Origin of the sequence: Corynebacterium sp. UMB10321, assembly GCF_030228725.1 — a bacterium.
In the GTDB taxonomy this organism is placed as follows: Bacteria; Actinomycetota; Actinomycetes; order Mycobacteriales; family Mycobacteriaceae; genus Corynebacterium; species Corynebacterium pseudogenitalium.
Window position 1 is genome coordinate 1 of record NZ_JASOZC010000008.1, and the last position, 18,261, is coordinate 18,261.

Sequence of the window (18,261 nt, forward strand, 5' to 3'; positions counted from 1 at the left end):
GCAGACGTCGTGGCTGACGGTTTCGGCTTCGCGGTTGTCCGCGGCGCGGACGGTTTCGTCGTTGCGGTTGTCCGCGGGGCGGACGGCTTGGTGGTCACTGTTGTCCGCGGGGAGGTCTTCGGAGCCGACGTCGCAGTTGAAGGCTTCGGCTTCGCTGTTGTCCGCGGCGCGGAACTTTCAATGCTCGACGGAACCGGCGTGGTTGTCCGCGGGGCAGACGGCTTCGACTTCGGAGTAGACGTTGAACTAGGTGCCGCACTCGGCACCACACTCGGCGCCGAACTCGACGGCGTGGCCTCAGCCTCAGCCGCGGACACTGTCACAGCGGCAGTAACCGTCTCGGTGGACTGGTCCGGGTAGGTGACCAAAACCGGGACGTCGTGGCGCCCGGCTTTTGTCCCGGCGGGCGGGGTTACGGTGAGGGATCCATCGGCGGACACGGTGACCCAATCTTGTGTGTGGGCGTCGCGGGCGAAGCTGACGTCGTCAGGCGCGGGACGACCTGTGGGCGCGAGTGTGGGTGCCGTCGCCGTGGTGCGCTTCCCTGCTTCGACGGTGATTGGCTGCCATTCCGGCTGGTAGTCCTCGGCGAGTGGTTTGGCGCTGACTGAGAATTGCGCGGAGTCCACGATTTGGGACTCGAGCATCAATCGACCCTGGAAGGTGGCACCGTCGGGGGTGTCGTCGGGGACGGTGAAGGAGCAGCTGTTGAGGTTGTCGTCGTTGCAGGCGCCGACGATTTCGCCTCGCGCGTTGGTCCACTCGATGTCGGCGGACTGGCCAAGTGCGGAAACCATTTCTACGAAGGGGTGCACGTCGGCTCCAGGCGCGGCGCGGTGCAGGCCAGTGGATGCACTGAGGTGGAGGCGGGGGTCGGAGGCGTCGGGGACGAGGGCGAAGTGGACGCCGTCGGCGGCGAAGATGCCTTCCGCGCGATACTGGGCCGCCGGGAGTACGGAGTGTTCGCCAGCGGGGCCAAACATCGGCACGGACCATCCCGAGTATGCCGGGAGCACCTGCTGCGTTGGCCCGGAGTGCTTCGAGCCTGCGACGACGAAGCCGTACAGCGAGTCTTCGGTTACGCGTCCGCTGAATCGCACGGTGTAGTGGCCGTGCTCGACCTTTGCCATCACGGTTTCAGCGATCGCTTCGGGGTATTCGCGCAGGTATGCGGCCTGTGCGCGGGAAAGCTCGGCAGGGTCTGCGACATCGCCGGTGGCCTCGCTGAGCTTTTCGACGCCCTCTTCGCTCAAGCGGCTCATCACCACGTAGTGGCCGTCGCCATCTTGGCCTTCAGTTTTGCGCGGGAATCCGTCTTCCTGGTTGATGCTGGACCAGTACACCACGCCGGAGACTGAGTACTGTGGTCGATCTCCGGCGGGGCCTTGCTCATCGAGTTGCCACTCAGCGCGCGGGCGGGCGAACGCGAAGGGGGCGTCGGCGGTGGCGGGTTGTTCGGCGGCGTAGATATGGGCGTGTGTCAGTGCGGAGCCTTCGATGACTTTGGCGCCGAGTAGCTCGTCGGTGTCGGGGCTCATGAATCCGACACCGGAGCCTGGTCCCTGACGCAGCGTGACTAGGGTGTTGCCGGCGGGCCCTTGTTGGTTGGGGCGCAGCCACAGCTTGTAGCGGGTCCGCTTGCCTCCAGATTCCGGGGCAAAGCGGTGCAGGGTGCCTTCGGAGTCAACCCAGTCGAGGTTGTCGAAGACGAAGTAGCCTTCTCCCGGAGGGGTGCCGTCGGCAAGTGTGTGGGTGCCCGCAGTAAAGACTGGGGACGCCGGGGACGTGTTGTCCATCCACTGCAGGTAGACGGTGTAGCCGTTTCCGAGTCCCTGCTGTTGCGCATTCAGCGAGTAGGCGTCCGTGGCCAGCACTGCGCGGCCCTGCACGACTCCCTGCACCTGCTGCTGCTCGATCTGCTCCAGCGAGGTGACGCGGCCGGCGGCGATGGCGTCATTTTCAGTTTGTGCCTGCTCTACAGCGGGGTGCGGGTCCGCCGCGAGAGCGGGCGCGTCGTTAAGCGCGAGTGAGCAGATGATGGTTCCGGCGATCAGCGCACGTCGGCGGGCGGCGCGGGACGCTCCAAAGTTTCGCATGAGGGGTGTCCTTTCGGAGGCAATAAAATCGCCCTGATGCTACTTCAAAGTTTCCCGAAAACACGCATCCTAATTAGCCCGACAAAAACATATGAAACACGGTAGACAATTCTCCCGCCTGCACATTTACGAGCCGTCACGCCGTAGCCCATACAGTACATTTTCGACACCTGGCCACAAACAGGCGTCGCACACTAATGAAACTTCAAGGTCACAAAAACATCCACCGCACACTCGCGCGGTGGATGCATCACAAAGGATATAGACCGTAAAATGTGTGGTGATTTCCACCACACTCGGCGCTGAGGGGCTACGCCTCGTCGGTCGACAGCGCCGCGACGAACGCCTCCTGCGGCACGGTGACCGAGCCAATCGCCTTCATACGCTTCTTGCCGGCCTTCTGCTTCTCCAGCAGCTTGCGCTTACGCGAAATGTCGCCACCGTAGCACTTGGACAACACGTCCTTGCGCAGCGCACGGATGTTTTCACGCGAGATGATCTTCGATCCAATCGCCGCCTGGACAGGGACCTCGAACTGCTGGCGTGGGATGAGTTCCTTGAGCTTCTTGGTCATCTTGTTGCCGTACCACTGCGCGGAGTCCTTGTGCACGATCGCGGAGAACGCGTCCACGGGGTCACCCTGCAGCAGGATGTCCACCTTGACCAGGTCCGCTTCCTGCTCGCCGGCGTCCTCGTAGTTCAGGGAGGCGTAGCCCTTGGTACGAGACTTGAGCATGTCGAAGAAGTCGAAGATGATCTCGCCGAGCGGCATGTAGTAGCGCAGCTCGACGCGGTCCTCCGAGAGGTACTCCATGTTCTTCATGGTGCCGCGCTTCGACTGGCACAGCTCCATCGTGGTGCCGACGAACTCCTGCGGGACGATGATCGTCATGTTGACGATCGGCTCATACACCGCCTGCAGCTTGCCTCCCGGCCAGTCGGATGGGTTGTGCACCATCTGCTCTGAGCCGTCCTCGGCGATCACGCGGTAGGTGACCGACGGCGCGGTGGAAATCAGGTCCAGGTCGAACTCGCGCTCGAGGCGGTCGCGGGTGATCTCCATGTGGAGCAGCCCCAGGAAACCACAGCGGAAACCGAAGCCCAGCGCCACGGAGGTCTCTGGCTCCCAGGTCAGGGAGGCGTCGTTAAGCTGCAGCTTCTCCAGCGACTCGCGCAGCGCCGGGAAGTCCTCCTGCGAGACCGGGAACAGGCCCGAGTACACCATCGGCTTGACCTCTTCGAAGCCGTCGAGTGGCTCCTCTGCGCCCTTGTTAGCCCAGGTCACGGTGTCGCCGACGCGGGTTTCGCGCACATCCTTCACGCCGGTGATCAGGTAGCCGACCTCGCCGGGGCCGAGCCCCTTGGTCTTCTTCATGGTTGGAGAGACCACGCCGATCTCGAGGATCTCGTGACGCACGCCGGTGTTCATCATCTGCACTTGCTGGTTCGGCAGCAGCTTGCCGTCCATCATGCGGATGTAGGTAACGACGCCGCGGTAGGTGTCGTAGACGGAGTCGAAGATCAAGGCGCGGGCCGGCGCGTCGGCGTCAAACTCTGACGATGGTGCCGGGATTAGTTCGACGACCTTATCCAGAAGCTCCGGGACGCCCTCACCTGTCTTGCCGGACACGCGCAGCACGTCTTCCGGCTCGCAGCCGATAATGTTGGCGATTTCCAGTGCGTACTTTTCCGGGTCGGCTGCCGGCAGGTCGATTTTGTTGAGGACCGGGATGATTTCCAGGTCGTTGTCCATGGCCATGTACAGATTCGCCAGGGTCTGGGCTTCGATGCCCTGGGCGGCGTCGACAAGCAAGATTGCGCCCTCACACGCCTCGAGAGCGCGCGAGACCTCGTAGGAGAAGTCGACGTGGCCCGGCGTGTCAATCATCTGCAGGACCATCTCCTGGCCCTCGTACTCGCCGGAGCGGGGCGTCCATGGCAGGCGCACGTTCTGGGCCTTAATAGTAATGCCGCGCTCGCGTTCAATATCCATATTGTCCAGGTACTGATCACGCATCTCACGGGCCTCGACGACATCAGACAGCTGCAAAATGCGGTCCGCGAGCGTGGATTTTCCGTGGTCAATGTGGGCAATAATGCAGAAGTTTCGGATCCGCTCCGGGTCCGTGAACGTGGTTTCCGCGAAATTTCGTTTTTGGGCAGCCATAATTGTGCCACTCTACCTCGCAGTGCCCCATTTCGAAACACAACCTTGCCCAGGCCAGGCAAAACACTTAAAGTTTGCACCATGGTTTTCTGGCGCAAGCTTCAACAGCAACGACGTGCCTCCCTCGAGGAGGGGCTCGCGCTGCTCAACGAGCGCCTCGGGCTCACCCCCGGCACCAAGACCCGCACCACCGCCACGCGTATCGACGTCCAACCTACGGAACAGCACGCCCGGAACCTGTATTACGGTCCGGACATGGACGGCAACGCCGAACCCGGCGAGGTCGTGTGGGCGCTCGTGCCGTCGACTCCCCCGGAGGAACGCGCGATGCTCGTCGTCGGACGCGACCACCACGATGTTCTTGCCCTGCTCATCCACTGCGGCGAGGAGCCGGTGTCGGACCCTGCGTCTGCCACTGAGGAGTGGCTCGGCATCGGCACCGGGGACTGGGACGCCTCCGGCCAACCCGGCTGGCTGCGCCTGGACCTGCTGCTTGTCGTGCCGGAGGCAAGTATCCACCGGCGAGGCGCCACCCTCCCCGCCCGGCGCTTCGATCGCGTGGCGAACCGGCTGCGCGACACGTACCACTGGACCTAGTAAGCCTGCCACTTGCCCCGTTTCTCGTGGTGGGGTATCTTAGTCGAGTTGTTTGTATCCGGTTTCGGGTGCGTGATCTACGCGGGCAGGACCTTGGGTTCGCGTCAAGTTCAAAGCATTACGCAGCAACAGCCCGTTGCCGAATCTTCGACATTGCAATCGATACCAACTTATTTAAGAGGTGCACATTATGGCTAACATCAAGCAGCAGAAGAAGCGCGTTCTCACCAACGAGAAGCGTCGCGTTCGCAACAAGTCCGTCCGTTCCGCTGTCCGCACGGAGATCCGTAAGTTCCGTGAGGCTGTTGAGTCCGGCGACAAGGCTGCCGCTGAGAAGCAGCTGCGTTTCGCTTCCCGCAAGCTGGACAAGGCTGTGTCCAAGGGCGTGTTCCACCGCAACAACGCGGCGAACAAGAAGTCGAACATGGCTCGCGCTCTGAACAAGATGGCTTAAGTTTTTCGCGCAGAGCAATCCTGTGCCCCGGCTCCGTCCGGTGCGCAGGATTTTTTGCATTCGTAACATTGCTGGATCTGCTCTACGATACTGAATTTGTGAAGAACTATCGTCGTGCGCTTTGCGCAGCAGTAACAGCTACAACTCTGACGTTGGGCGCCGTAGCGGTGGCCCCTGAGCAGTCCGCCGTCACCCCTACAGCGCAGGCACAGCAGATGCCTGACCTACGTCAGCTCCAGAAGATGTTGAACCCGCAAAACATTCGGTTGGACCGGCTGGCGCTGCTCGTCGGCCTTGTCGCGGCCATTGTGATTTTGGGCCCGGTCACCGGCACGATCGGCTCCTCGCACGAGCCGGGCCGCCGCGGTTCCCAGGAGCGCCGCACCGTCAACGCTGATGGCCTGTCGCGCTCCTACAATGTGGTGTTGCCCTCGGGCTATGAGGAAGGAAAGTCCTACCCCGTCATCATTGGCTACGGCGGGTGGCAGCACACCGCCGACCAGATGCAGGGCTACGCACACCTCGAGTCCGCTGCTGCGGGCCGCGCCATCGTCGTCTACGCCGAGGGCGAGTCCCAGGCCTGGGCGGGTGCGCCGTACGCCCGCACGTCGACGCGCGAGGACATTGCATACACCCGCGCGATTATCGACGACCTCGTCGAGAACTTCGGCGCCGACCGCAACCGCGTGAGCGCCGTCGGACTTTCCAACGGTGGCGGCATGGTGGCCTCGCTTGCCTGCCACGCCCCTGAGCTTGTCAACGGTATCGCCTCTGTGGCGGGCGCCTATTACAACCCGACCGTCGAGGGCTGCAAGAGCGGTTCCGTGCCGACGCTCATCATGCACGGCACCAACGACAACGTCGTCGGCTACGACGGCGGCACCCGCCACGGAGCCACGTTCCGCTCGGTCAACGACGTGTTCAACCTGTTCATGGACAAGAACGGCTGCATCGCGGGCTCCGCCACCGAGACCCGCCTGGGCAACGTCACCACGTTGAGCCCTGCCTGTGGCGCCCGAACTGAGCTGCAGCGCGTCGAAGGTGGCGGCCACACGTGGTTCACGGATCCATCTGCAAGCTCCGCCACCGTGGACTTCCTGCTCAGCCTGCGCTAAGCAGACCACGCACCACGAGGAGCGCGCCAACAACGCAGAAGAAGCCGCCGGAGCCCATATCGATTGCGGGCCCGGCGGCTAGTAATTTGCGCCGCACCCGGTTCGTAGACACCACCTGCGTGAGCACGCCGAACAGGATGAACGAGCTGGCCCACAGCGACAAGATCACCACAATCTGCGTTGCCCACGACGGACTAGCTGGCAGCAGTGGCGCAATCATGGCGGACAACGCCAGCACGATTTTCGGGTTCGCCAGGTTGGTAGACAGCCCCCGAACAAAGCTGGCTCGCAGGCTACCGAGCCTCTGCTCTGCTTCCTCGAGGGAAAGGGGTGGGTTGTGCCGGTCGCGCCAACCCTGGCGCACCGCGTTGATACCCATCCATACCAGATACGCTCCGCCGATCACCTGCACTACCTGCAGCGCGCGCGGCACGGCGGTCAGCAGCGCCGCCGCACCGAACACGGTCAGCGAGCACCACCACAGCACACCGAGCTGGATTCCGCACGTCGTTGCCCACGCGTGCGGCCGCGAGCGCGTCGCGGTACGCGTCACCAGGATGACGTCGGGCCCAGGCGCGGCCGCACCGACCAAGTTCAGACCGACAATGACCGCGAGATCTGCCGGCGCGATCACCGCTGCGTGCCCTGAAGCAGGTCGATGAGGTCCTCGCGACCGAACATGCTCGCTGTGTCGATGGCGTTTGGGGTGCCGATGGTGGCGTCGGCACCCGCGTTGATAAGTGCACGGGCGATATCGTCTTCCTTCTTGAAGATCGTCCCTGCCAACGGGCTTTGCCCGCGAGTGTTCAGGGCGTTGACATCCGCGCCGCGCGCGATGAGCCCTTCAGTCAGGGCGAGGTGCCCGGAGTAGCTGGCGAGCATCAACAACGAGTTTCCGTCCTGGTTCGCCAGATTGACGTCGACGCCCTGGTCAACGTAATCGAGCAGGGTTGCCTCGCCGCCACGCGCCATCTGAAAGAGGCGGGTGGCGAAGGCTTGAACGTCTTCGGGGATCTCGTTTGGTTGCTGCGTCATAGTTTTCCTACGCTATCACGCGAGTTGGGCAATCCTGCGGACTGCTTCTTCCACCGCGTACTCCGGCTCCCCGCCATTGCCCTTCACCGTAGACTCCAGCTCAGCGACGATGATGACGGCTTGCGACACCGCATCACCCGACCACTGGCGCGCAACGTTCATGGTCTTCTTCACCACAAAGGGGTGCATCCCGACCGTTCGCGCGAGCTGGTCCGGGTTACCCCGCACCCCGTACAGCTTGGCGATGTCCCCGACCTTGTGCGCGAGCGCCGCCGCGATCGCCACTGGACTCGTGCCCAGCTGCAGTGCCCGGCGCGTGGAGGCGAGCGCGCGGTCGGCGCGCCCGGCGATGGCCTGCTCTGCGATGTCGAAGCCCGCGACTTCCGCCACGCCCGTGTAGTAGTTGCGCACAGCGTTTACGTCGACTTCCCCGTCGGTGTCCGCCACGAGCTGGCTCACCGCACTGGCGAGTTCCCGCAGGTCAGAGCCGACGGATTCGAGCAGCGCAGCGACAGTGTCCGGGGTTGGGCGCTGCCCGTAGCGCCTAAACTCCTGGGTGAGCCACGAGTGCCGGTCGCGGTCGCGCAGCGGGTTCGCTCGGTGGACCTCGGCGATCTTCTCGAACTTCTTCACATAGGCTTTTTGACGCCCACCTCCGGAGTGCTCGATGATCAGCGTCATACCTGGCGCCGGGTCCACGCAGGCGCGCAGCAGGATCTCGAGCGGTTCCTTGCCTGCCAGCTCGGTGTTCTTGATCAGCACGATGCGTTCCTCGGCGAACAGTGACGGGCTGGTCGCCATGGCCAGTTCGCCTTCGGTGACGTCGCCTGCGCGCAGGGTGGTGCGCTCCGCAGCTGGGCTGAGCTGGGCGATGATGGCTTTGGTGGCGCGTTCGGCGAGGAACTCGTCTTCCCCGAGGACCAGGTGCACTGGGTTGAGCATGCTTCTTAGCGTAGCTGTTGCCTCCCATCTGCGTAGAGGACGGGCACTGCTCCCCGGTTGGGGAAGATGACGGGGATGCCGTCCGGGGTTGCTGCCGGGCGCTTGGGTGCGCTGCCTTCCTCGAGTACCACGACGAGCTCGGTGCCTGACGGGATGGGAAGGATGTCGTCTTTGGTGGCCACGACGTGGCTGCGGAGCGTCGCGGGATCCACAACGGTGCCTCGTGGCCACGCGAAACAAACGCTTGCTACCACCGCGCAGGTCAGGCACAGCGCCAATGTCCGGCGGCGCCACGGCACAAGCAACAACACGGCGACCACCCACCCATAGCCGATAAGCACCGTCACCGGGTTCGCAGCAACTGTGGCGGCGGGCAGCGCCGCTCCATGTTCAGCCACAGCGTGGACCCACCAGGTCAGCGGGGAGATCACCCACAGCACGATCGACTCAAGACCTCCCGGTAGCACCGCCAGCACCACCGCGCACAGCCCAAGCACCGTCACCAGGGGCGTGACGGGGGCCACCAGCACGTTCGCGCCAACAGAGACCAGCGAGACCTGGCCCGCCATCGCGGCCACGAGCGGCATCGTCGCAACGTCGGCGGCGATGGCGACCGCGACGGCGCGTACGAGGATGTCCGGCAACGCCGTCGGTGCGAGCGCCCTGTAGAACAGCGGGAAGAGCACCACGATGCCGACGGTCGCAGCCACCGACAGCGCAAACCCGTAGTGCAGCGCCAAGTCGGTATCGAAGAAAATGAGCGCAATCACCGCCAGGCACAACGCGTGAATGACCTCCGTTTGACTCGACGCCACCACCGCAACGAGTCCCACCAGCCCCATCACCGATGCCCGCAGCACGCTCGGCTCCGGCCCAACGAGCAAGGCGAACACCGCCAACGCAGCACCCGCTGCAACGAGCCTGCCGTAGAGTCCGATGCGCAGCGCTGCAGCTACTACCACGGCGAACGTCGTCACGATGGCAACGTTCGAACCCGATACCGCCGAGAGGTGCGACAGCCCGGTAGCGATGTACGCCTGCTGCTCCGACGCCCCCTGCATCGAGGTGTCGCCCAGCACCATGCCCGGGATGAGGCCCTGCGAGTGTTCCCCGACGTGCTCGCGCACCGCATCGGCGAACGTTGCCCGCACGTGCTGCGCCCACCCGGATGCACCCGTCGGCCCGTTCAACGGCTCGACCGTGCCATTGACCGCCCACGGGTTGACGCCCACCTGCGACGACTCCGACACCGTGCCATCCACCCGCACCGTCGCACCGCTGACCACGCCATCGGGGACGCCGCCGCGGACAAACACCGGCAGCTCGGCGCCACCGCTCCCGGCGCGCACGCGTACCAGCATCCCGCCAGAGGCAAGCTCCTTTGGGGCAGCCGTCACGGTGGCCTCCACCGGCAGGCGCAACGTCCCCGCCCGCGCCACCGCGATGCGGACCCAGGCCACCACGACGGCCGCCACGCCACCGGAACCGGCCAGCACCGCCTGGCCCACCGCACGCGCACACCCGCACAGCACCACCGCCGCGACAATCACCGCGAACCCCGCCCACGGCGCGAGCGCAACAGCCACGATCGTCGCTATCCAGACACACAGCGCCGTGGGCACCAGCCGAAGCTCCTGCACCGCTTACAGCCCCACCAACGGCGCAATCGCCTCAAACTTCGCAGGGCCAATCCCCTTGACCTGCATCAGATCCTCGACCTTCTGGAACGGGCCGTTCGCCTCCCTGTGCGCGATAATCGCCGCCGCGGTCGCCTCCCCCACCCCGGGCAGCGTGACCAGCTCCGCGGCCGACGCCCCGTTGAGTGAAAGCTGGCCGCTCGCCCCCGCAGGTGCGCCATCCCCAGTCGGTGCGGCAGGGCCTTCACCGATTGCGACGACGTGGAGCTGTTGGCCGTCGACAAGCACTTGAGCGAGGTTCAACTGCAGCAAGTCCGCGTGGTCGAGCGGCTGCGCAATATCCAGCGCATCCGCCACGCGGGAACCCTGGTTCAGCGTCACCAGCCCAGGATTTGCCACCTCCCCCACCACCGCAACCACCACGCGCTCCGGCACATCGGTCGCAGTAGCAACGTTCTCCCAAACAGGCGCATCCTCCTCCGCAACATCCGGGCCGCGGACCTGCACCACCGCCCACAGCACCAGTAGGCTCATCACAACCCCCATCACCGCGGCCGCCGGCTTCACCGGAACGTGCACGCGAGGAGTCGGGTACTTCACCTGCAGCAGCGCCTCCTCACCAGTCGGGCGCGTAAGCTCTTGAATCCGTTCAATGACCTGCATAACCACAGGCTAAAACCGGCGTTCTCGCCCCAACAGACCAAGCAAACCCGCTGTGGACAACCCCCAAACCGCACACCCCGTGCAGGCTACTTCTCCACAGCCGCAGCCAACCCCCTTGACAGCGCCGCTACGTGCGCGAACCAAACACGACCGACAGCCCGATCGCGCCGGGCCCGGTGTGCGCAGCAAGCACATCGACCATTGGCTCCACCAGCACCCGCGAGTGCCGCGGCAGCACCTCATCAAGCATGCCCGCCAGCTGCTGCGCGGACTCTTCCGCGTCCGCATGCTGCACCGCAGCAAACACCGGCTGGGAATCCGCACGCTCCAAAACAAGCTCCGTGAGCTTGGAAAACGCCTTCGTCTGGGTGCGAGTCTTGCCTGCTAACTCGAGCTTGCCGTTGTGCATCCGCAGAATCGGCTTCGTTGCCAGCAACGCCGCCGACAACACCGCAGTCCCCGTGGAAATCCTGCCAGACTTGCGCAACCAGTCCAGCTGGTGCAGGTAGCACCACGTCTCCGAGCGCTTCAGCGTGGACGAGGCCATCGCTTCTACCTCGTCGAGGCTCGCCCCCTCGCGCGCGACGGTCGCCGCCGCCATCGCTGCCGCCCCGACCGCCATACCAACGGTACTGGTGTCGAGCACCCGCACGTTCCCCGGAAACACCCCCGAAGCAGAAACCGCCGCGGACCAGGTGGAAGAAAAGTGCTTCGACAGGTGTAGGGCTACCACGCCATCGTCCCCAGAGCGCTCGATCTGGCGCCCGTACGCGGCGGCGAGCTCGACTGCGGACAGCCCGCTCGTCGACACCTCGTCGTCCTCAGACTGTTCCATGACGTGCAGCGGGAGCACCGTAATGTCGAGCTCACTGGCAATATCAGCTGGCAAACCCGCCGAGGAATCAACAACAACCCGTACCGCCATCTAGACCGTCAACCCCTGGTTCCACGCCTCGAGGTACCACTGCACGCCAGTGTCCGGCTCGCCGTAGCGCGGCAACGCCTGCAGCTGCGCAAAGTTCGCGTTACGCAGGCTCTTCATCATCGGGTACTGCGAGATCTCCAGGTCTAGCAGGCTCGACGTCAGCGCCGCGATCGTACCTCCGTGGGCGACAAGCAGCACCGCCGCGTCATCCCACTCGTCGAAGTGCTCCATCAACTCGTCAACAACCGGGCGTGCCCGTTGCGCGACGTCAATCCGGCTCTCGCCTTCCGGCGGCGCCCACGTTGGGGTATTGCGCCAGTGGGCGCGAACGCTGCCGTCGGCACCATCGACCTCGGCGTGTGTCTTGCCCTGCCACTGCCCGAGGTGCGTCTCGCGCAGGCGCGCATCATACGTCACCGGCAGCTCGAGGTGCTCCGCGACGATCTGCGCCGTGACTGCAGCCCTGCTCAGGTCCGAAGCCACAATCTTGGCGACGCCCATTTCTGTCAACACCGGCGCAATGTTTCGCGCCTGCTGCCTCCCCTCTTCCGACAACTCCGTGTCGAGTTGCCCCTGCATCCTCGACGTGGCGTTATACGTGGTTTGGCCGTGTCGCAGCAAGATGAGTCGTCGCGCCATGGTGTTAGAACTCGTCCTCGTCCTCAGGGGCATCGCCCGCCAACGGAAGGTCTTCAATCTGCTGCGCCGAACGCACACTCTCGCCGTCCGCGAACGCACCAGGGCGTTCGTAGGCTGGTAGGCCCTCCACGCTCATTGCCGGGCAGTCTGCGTACAGGCGGTCCAGGCCGTAGAAGTCGCGCTCCGGGCTGCGCTGCACGTGCACCACGATGTTGCCGTAGTCCAGCAGCACCCAGCGGTTTTCGCGAACGCCCTCGCGGCGCTTCGGCTCGAAGCCGGCGTCGGTCATGTCGTCCTCAATCTCCTGGACGATCGCGTTTACCTTGCGTTCGTTGTCCGCGGAGACAATCACAAAAATATCGGTAATGCCGATCACGTTCGACACATCGATGACGCCGATGTTCTCGCCGAGCTTTTCGTCGGCGGCCTTCGCGGCGATCGCGGCCTGATCAAGAGAGATCTGCAGAGCAGTCAAGTACTCAGTCCTTCGTCAGTAATGAAAAATAGCAGTAACGCGCCTATTGTCCCACGCTAAGGGCGCTGTTCGCCACTTGAACGATATAGGTCGTTTTTCGCAATGTACTGCACCACGCCATCTGGCACCAGGTACCACACCGGGCGGCCTTCTTTGGCGCGCTCGCGGCACCCCGTGGACGAGATCGCCATCGCAGGAATCTCAATCAAATGCACCTGCTCCTGCACGTCTTCGGGCAAGAAGGCCTCGCTCAGCTCGTAGCCGGGGCGCGTCACGCCGACAAACTGTGCCAGGTCAAACATCAGGTCCCAATCGCGCCACGACATTATCGACGCCAAAGCATCCGCACCCGTGATAAAGAACAGTTCCGCCTGCGGCAACAGGGCGCGCAAATCCCGCAGCGTGTCCAGGGTGTAGGTCGGCCCCTCCCTGTCAATGTCTACCCGAGAGACCGAGAACCTCGGATTCGAGGCAGTCGCGATGACCGTCATGAGGTAGCGATCTTCAGAGTCGGTGATCTGCCGATCCGCTTTCTGCCAGGGCTGACCCGTCGGCACAAACACGACCTCGTCGAGGTCAAAACGGTCGGCGACCTCGCTCGCGGCCACGAGGTGGCCGTTGTGAATCGGGTCGAAAGTACCGCCCATGACGCCCACGCGTCGAGCGTCGCGCAATGATGCTGCTACGGCCTCTGCCACGTGCTTACCCGATCCAGACGTTCGCCTGCTCGAAAGCGAGCCAGAACGCTGTAAGCACCACGCCAACAATTGAGCCAAGCACAATGAGCAGAATGCCCCACCACGGCAACTTCTCCTTGCCTTCTGCGGATGAATCTGGTCGCTGCTTCATCGATGACATCGAGCTGGCGTTGAGGTCTTCACACACCGGCTTGCCATGCTCGTCAAGCACTGGGATGCGCTGCCCGTTGGCGTCGACAAGTACGTTGCCCTTGCCATCCGTCCGGAACTGGCACTTCTGCGACTGGATGTATACCCCGCGTGAGGGCGTCGGCACCGCCACGCCTGCTTCAGTCTCCTGAGCCTGCGCAACCGACACCCCACTGGTCAACAGCGTCGCTGTTACAAGAGCGCTACACGCTGCCCGCTTCCACGAAACCATGACTGTGTCCTTGTCCTTCCTTCAACTCTTAGCGGTACCGAACCTGATCAACAAAGCGGCCAAAAGAGTCTGCCACCTGGTCATCCCAACGGTTCCACCGCAGGAAGTACTGGCCGTGGGTACCGCCCGTCGGGGCAGCGGCCCGCAGGACCTGGACGGAAAGATCGCACACTGCGTCCAGCGGCAAGCAGTAGTTGACCTTGTTGCGGGTCGCACCCGCGGTGCGGGTGTTAAACGGCAGGAAGCCAAGCATGCCGCCTGCACCGCCGTTTGCCACGCCCACCGTGCCAGCATCACGCGCGGCAGTCATCGGGTTGCCAAAGTAGACAACGCCCGCTAGCTTGCCGCGGCGTGCCAGCTCACGCTCGTGCTCCAGCAGGATCATCGCGCCCTGTGAGTAGCCGGACAGCACGTACTTCGGATGGCACCCGCTCGCGCGTTCGTAGTCGTTCACCAGCGCCATCACGCCAGTGCGCCCAATGTTGACGGAGTCCATAAAGTCCGTGCCAGCCTGTCGCGCCATCGTAAACAACGGCACCGCGTACTGGATAGCCAAACCCAGCGCCTGCAGCAGCGTCGCGGGTGCTGCAACGGAAGGGATATCATAATCCGGGTAAATCGCTGGGTAGTAGCGCGGCTCCATACCGAGGACTTCCACGTCCTTCATCAGGGAGTTCCCGCCGTGAGTGGCACGGTAGCGCGACTCCGAATAGCGAAGGAAAGCGCGAATGGTCTCCCCCTCCCAACCATTCGAGGTCCACGGGGCTTCCCCGGCATAGCGTGTTCGGTAAATCTGGTTATTCTGACCGGAGCCGCGTGCAGCGATTACCGCGACCGAAGGGCACCGCTGCTGGGCGGTCGCTTCCTCCGTCGGCAGCACGGGGGTAACCACCGCAGCTGCTGCTGCGACGAACGCAACTGCAGTCACGGGTAGCCGACGACGGAAAAACGTACGCATTTTGCGGAACACTATGCACCTTCTCTATGGATGAGTCACACCTTGGACTCCGGGTGTGAAGAAACTGCGCATTAGTGTAGCCCGCCCACACCATTTTCCTAACTTCGAGTCTGCCCGCTGCCCTCCAGGATCCACTTCGTGCTTGTCAGTTCAGGCAGCGCCATTGGTCCACGTGCGTGCAGTTTCTGGGTAGAGATCCCGATCTCTGCACCCATGCCGTATTGCTCGCCATCCGTAAACGCGGTCGAGGCATTGAGCATGATGGCTGCCGAATCCACGTGGTCCGCGAAGTACTGCAGCACGCGTGCATCAGTGGCGACCACGGCTTCCGTGTGCCCCGAGGAGTAGCGTGCAATGTGCTTCGCGGCCCCCTCAACGCCGTCGACGACACCGACGGCAACGTCCATCGAAAGGTACTCCTCCGCCCAGTCGTGCTCGTCGGCCTCGACTACGTCGCAAGCCCCAAACGCACCAAGTGCTGCCGGGTCCCCGTGGACGGTCACGTCGGCGTCCTGCAGTGCCTTTACGACGGCCAGCTTGTCCGCATCCGGCAACGCCGCGTCAAGCAGCACCGTTTCAGTCGCGTTGCACACCGACACCCGGCGCGTCTTGCCATTGACGACAATGTCGATCGCCTGCTGAATGTCCGCTGAAGCATCCACGTATACGTGGCAGTTGCCGGTGCCGGTCTCGATGGTGGGCACGGTTGCTTGGGTAACGACGGCGTCAATAAGCCGGGCGCTGCCGCGCGGAATGACAACATCGACGAGGCCGCGTGCCGTGATGAGCGCGGTCACGGAGTCGTGCGAGTCGCTCGGCAGCAGCTGGACCGCCTCGGTTGGCAGCCCCTCCTTCGCCAGCACGCCCTGCAGCACCGCGACCAGCGCCGCGTTCGAATGCGCCGCCGACTTCGAACCACGCAGCAGTGCCACGTTGCCTGACTTCAGCGCCAGGCCAAACGCATCGACCGTGACGTTCGGGCGGGCCTCGTAGACCATGCCCATCACGCCGAGCGGCACGCGAACCTGGCGCATCCGGATCCCGTTGTACATCGTGCCGCCGCGCACCACATCCCCAACTGGGTCGTGGAGGCTCGCGACCTGACGCAGTCCGTCCGCGATGCCCGCGATGCGTTGCTCATCCAGCGCGAGCCTGTCTACCAACGCTTCGTCCATGCCAGCCGCGCGGCCTTCCTCGATGTCGCGGGCGTTGGCCTGCAGAATCTCCGCAGTACGTGCTTCCAGCGCCTGCGCCGCGTGCTGCAGCACAGCGTTTTTGCGGACGGTCGGTAGCGTCGCGATCACCGGCGCCACCTGCTTCGCAGCCTTCGCCAACTGCAGTACCTGAGCTTCGATAGTCGTCATTAGTATCCTTCCTCCACATCAATCTGCGTCGGCAACGGGCGGCCCTCTTGCAGTGCCTCCCAGTTTCGGCGTGTCAGTTCACCCACGCGCGCTTGCATGTAGCGCGGGATGTTCGCGGTGTGCGGGGTAATCAGGCAGCGGTCCATCTGCCACAGCGGGTGATCCTCCGGCAGCGGCTCAGGGTCCGTCACGTCCAGGCCAGCGCCAGCAATCGTGCCATCCTGCAGGGCCTTGGTCAGCGCCTCCGTATCAATCAGTGGGCCACGGCCAACGTTGACCACCACCGCGTTCGGCTTCATCGCGCGCAGCACCTCCGCGTTGACGAGGTGGTGCGTCTGCTTCGTCAGTGGCGCGATGAGCACGAAGTAGTCCGCCTCCGACCACACATCCTGCGCCTCGGACATCGCCACGGTGCGTTTGGCCCCCGGCACCGGGTTGCCGGAGCGGTTCACCGCAATAATCTCCGGCCCGAACGGCTCGAGGAAGCGGATCAGCATCTTACCGATGCCACCCGCCCCAATCACCGCGACCTTCTTGTTGTCGAACAGGTAGTCCGTCTCCTCGTTGAGCTGCCTGTCGTTCCACTGCGGCGTCACCGCCTTGTGCCGGTGCAGCACCCCCAACAGCAGCGCCAGTGCCGCCTCGGCCACAGTGTCGTCGTATATCCCGGCGGCATTAGCCACCGGCACATCGACATCGAGCACCCCTGCCTCTACCAGCTTTTCGACGCCCGCATACGCCACCTGCACAAGCTTCACGCTCGGCGGTAATTCCTCTGGGAAATCTTCCGGATTCCCGCGAAACACCAACACGTCTGGAGACTCGTCGAGGTCCACAAACGTGTGGCCGTGATCTGTCAGGTCATCGACGACTGCGTCCCAAGGTTTCGGTAAGAATGCAAATTTCATGCACCCCAACCTAGCGTGTATTTACAGACGGGTGGCGAAATTTGATAAATAGTCGGCGTGCACGACGGGTTTGCGCTGCCCTTCCGGCAGCTCATCCGTGTGCTTGCCCAGCATGCCGGCAAGCTCCGCGGCATCATACGCAACCTCGCCGCGCCCGACGGCTTCCGAATCGGGCCCCAGGATCTCCACGATGTCACCGGCGTGGAAGTCCCCCTCGATGTCGGTGATACCCACCGCGAGTAAGCTCGTGCCCCCACTGGTGACGGCCTGCACGGCGCCTTTATCCAGGCGCAGCACGCCTTCAGCGTCCGCGGCGTAGAGCGCCCAGAATTTCCATGCCCTAAGCGTTGACTGCTCACGGGTGTGGAATACGGTTCCGCAGCTTGCGTCCTGCAGCGCCTGCGAGATTTTGGTCGCGCTGGTCAGCAGCACTGGCACTCCGCCGCGGGCTGCGAGCCGCGCCGCCGACACCTTCGCCGCCATCCCCCCGGTCCCGAGCGCACCACCGTCACCGGCCACGACGCCCTCGAGGTCAGCGCCGGTGCGGACCTCAGAGACAAAGCGCGCGCTCGGGTCGGCCGGGTTGCGGTCGTAGAGGCCGTCGACGTCTGAAAGCAACACGAGCGCATCGGCTCCGATGAGCGTCGCCACAATCGCCGAGAGCCTGTCGTTATCGCCGAAGCGCATCTCGGAGGTCGCCACCGTGTCGTTCTCGTTCACGATCGGCACAGTGCCCAGCTGCCGCAGCCTGTCGATCGTGCGCTGGGCGTTCCGCGCGCGCTCCCGCACGCCGGCATCGGCCTGCGTCAGCAGCACCTGGCCCACCGTGCGGCCATGCCGAGCAAAGGAAGCACCCCACTCCTGCGCGAGGTGCACCTGCCCCACGGCCGCGGCGGCCTGCTTCGTCGCAAGGTCGCGCGGGCGCGTTCGCAGCCCCAGAGGGCTCATGCCCGCCGCGATCGCGCCGGAGGACACCACCACGACGTCGGTGCCCGCATCCATGCGGTCCACCAGCGCATCAACGAGGCGGTCAATCTTGACCCTGCTCACCGAGGAATCCTCATTGACCAGTGAGGAGGTACCAAGCTTGACGACGACCCGCTTCGCACCAGCAATGTGCTCGCGAAGCTGCGCCTCCGTAGTTGTTGCTGCGTTCATAGCAGCTCA

19 protein-coding genes are annotated in these 18,261 nt (G+C 64.1%); 3 read left to right on the forward strand and 16 right to left on the reverse strand.

Going from position 1 to position 18,261, the window contains the following annotated elements:
- Both QP752_RS08210 and lepA read right to left on the reverse strand, forming a co-directional pair.
- Nucleotides 1-2,096: Rib/alpha-like domain-containing protein (locus QP752_RS08210; RefSeq protein WP_284805243.1), on the reverse strand; the 2,096-nt coding region annotated here is incomplete at its 3' end.
- A 310-nt stretch (nt 2,097-2,406) separates the two neighbouring features.
- Nucleotides 2,407-4,263: a translation elongation factor 4 gene (gene lepA / locus QP752_RS08215; protein ID WP_070362058.1), complete on the reverse strand. Its 1,857-nt coding sequence runs from the start codon at nt 4,261-4,263 to the stop codon at nt 2,407-2,409.
- A gap of 81 nt (nt 4,264-4,344) precedes the next feature.
- Between lepA and QP752_RS08220 the strand changes: the two genes are divergently transcribed.
- The 3 genes from QP752_RS08220 (at nt 4,345) to QP752_RS08230 (ending at nt 6,429) form a co-directional block, all read left to right on the forward strand.
- The gene (locus QP752_RS08220) at nt 4,345-4,860 is read left to right on the forward strand and encodes a type II toxin-antitoxin system PemK/MazF family toxin (protein WP_070362057.1); all 516 of its coding nucleotides are present in this window, start codon (nt 4,345-4,347) and stop codon (nt 4,858-4,860) included.
- Between the two features lie 190 nt (nt 4,861-5,050).
- A complete protein-coding gene (gene rpsT / locus QP752_RS08225; protein ID WP_070362056.1) occupies nt 5,051-5,314 on the forward strand; it encodes a 30S ribosomal protein S20 in 264 nt (87 codons plus the stop codon).
- A gap of 98 nt (nt 5,315-5,412) precedes the next feature.
- Nucleotides 5,413-6,429 carry a PHB depolymerase family esterase gene (locus QP752_RS08230; RefSeq protein WP_284805244.1) on the forward strand — a complete coding sequence of 339 codons (1,017 nt, stop codon included), beginning with the start codon at nt 5,413-5,415 and terminating at the stop codon, nt 6,427-6,429.
- On the opposite strand, the gene QP752_RS08235 is transcribed toward QP752_RS08230, so the two are convergent.
- From QP752_RS08235 to proB, 14 genes are all read right to left on the reverse strand, one after another.
- Nucleotides 6,416-7,060: a LysE family translocator gene (locus QP752_RS08235; RefSeq protein ID WP_256006642.1), complete on the reverse strand. Its 645-nt coding sequence runs from the start codon at nt 7,058-7,060 to the stop codon at nt 6,416-6,418. The two genes, QP752_RS08230 and QP752_RS08235, sit on opposite strands and share 14 nt — an antisense overlap.
- A complete protein-coding gene (locus QP752_RS08240; RefSeq protein ID WP_284805245.1) occupies nt 7,060-7,464 on the reverse strand; it encodes an ankyrin repeat domain-containing protein in 405 nt (134 codons plus the stop codon). Before QP752_RS08240 ends, QP752_RS08235 begins: the two co-directional genes overlap by 1 nt.
- Before the next feature lie 15 nt (nt 7,465-7,479).
- A complete protein-coding gene (gene holA, locus QP752_RS08245; protein WP_070362053.1) occupies nt 7,480-8,406 on the reverse strand; it encodes a DNA polymerase III subunit delta in 927 nt (308 codons plus the stop codon).
- A gap of 5 nt (nt 8,407-8,411) precedes the next feature.
- Complete coding sequence (locus tag QP752_RS08250; protein ID WP_284805246.1) at nt 8,412-10,046, reverse strand: ComEC/Rec2 family competence protein; 1,635 nt, start codon at nt 10,044-10,046, stop codon at nt 8,412-8,414.
- Between the two features lie 3 nt (nt 10,047-10,049).
- A complete protein-coding gene (locus QP752_RS08255) occupies nt 10,050-10,706 on the reverse strand; it encodes a ComEA family DNA-binding protein (RefSeq protein ID WP_284805247.1) in 657 nt (218 codons plus the stop codon).
- Between the two features lie 127 nt (nt 10,707-10,833).
- Nucleotides 10,834-11,631, reverse strand: coding sequence for a DegV family protein (locus tag QP752_RS08260; RefSeq protein WP_256005378.1), 798 nt, complete (start codon nt 11,629-11,631; stop codon nt 10,834-10,836).
- The gene (locus tag QP752_RS08265) at nt 11,632-12,270 is read right to left on the reverse strand and encodes a histidine phosphatase family protein (RefSeq protein ID WP_070478388.1); all 639 of its coding nucleotides are present in this window, start codon (nt 12,268-12,270) and stop codon (nt 11,632-11,634) included.
- A gap of 4 nt (nt 12,271-12,274) precedes the next feature.
- Nucleotides 12,275-12,745, reverse strand: a complete 471-nt coding sequence (rsfS, locus tag QP752_RS08270) for a ribosome silencing factor (RefSeq protein ID WP_256005380.1) — start codon at nt 12,743-12,745, stop codon at nt 12,275-12,277.
- A gap of 56 nt (nt 12,746-12,801) precedes the next feature.
- A complete protein-coding gene (nadD, locus tag QP752_RS08275) occupies nt 12,802-13,419 on the reverse strand; it encodes a nicotinate-nucleotide adenylyltransferase (RefSeq protein ID WP_256006643.1) in 618 nt (205 codons plus the stop codon).
- 28 nt (nt 13,420-13,447) lie between these two features.
- A complete protein-coding gene (locus QP752_RS08280) occupies nt 13,448-13,864 on the reverse strand; it encodes a hypothetical protein (RefSeq protein WP_284805248.1) in 417 nt (138 codons plus the stop codon).
- 28 nt (nt 13,865-13,892) lie between these two features.
- Nucleotides 13,893-14,822, reverse strand: coding sequence for a cutinase family protein (locus QP752_RS08285; RefSeq protein WP_256005382.1), 930 nt, complete (start codon nt 14,820-14,822; stop codon nt 13,893-13,895).
- 98 nt (nt 14,823-14,920) lie between these two features.
- Nucleotides 14,921-16,186, reverse strand: coding sequence for a glutamate-5-semialdehyde dehydrogenase (locus QP752_RS08290; protein WP_070975219.1), 1,266 nt, complete (start codon nt 16,184-16,186; stop codon nt 14,921-14,923).
- The gene (locus tag QP752_RS08295) at nt 16,186-17,094 is read right to left on the reverse strand and encodes a D-isomer specific 2-hydroxyacid dehydrogenase family protein (protein ID WP_070478395.1); all 909 of its coding nucleotides are present in this window, start codon (nt 17,092-17,094) and stop codon (nt 16,186-16,188) included. Before QP752_RS08295 ends, QP752_RS08290 begins: the two co-directional genes overlap by 1 nt.
- Before the next feature lie 21 nt (nt 17,095-17,115).
- Nucleotides 17,116-18,252: a glutamate 5-kinase gene (gene proB / locus QP752_RS08300; RefSeq protein WP_071573551.1), complete on the reverse strand. Its 1,137-nt coding sequence runs from the start codon at nt 18,250-18,252 to the stop codon at nt 17,116-17,118.
- Between the last annotated feature and the right edge of the window lie 9 nt (nt 18,253-18,261).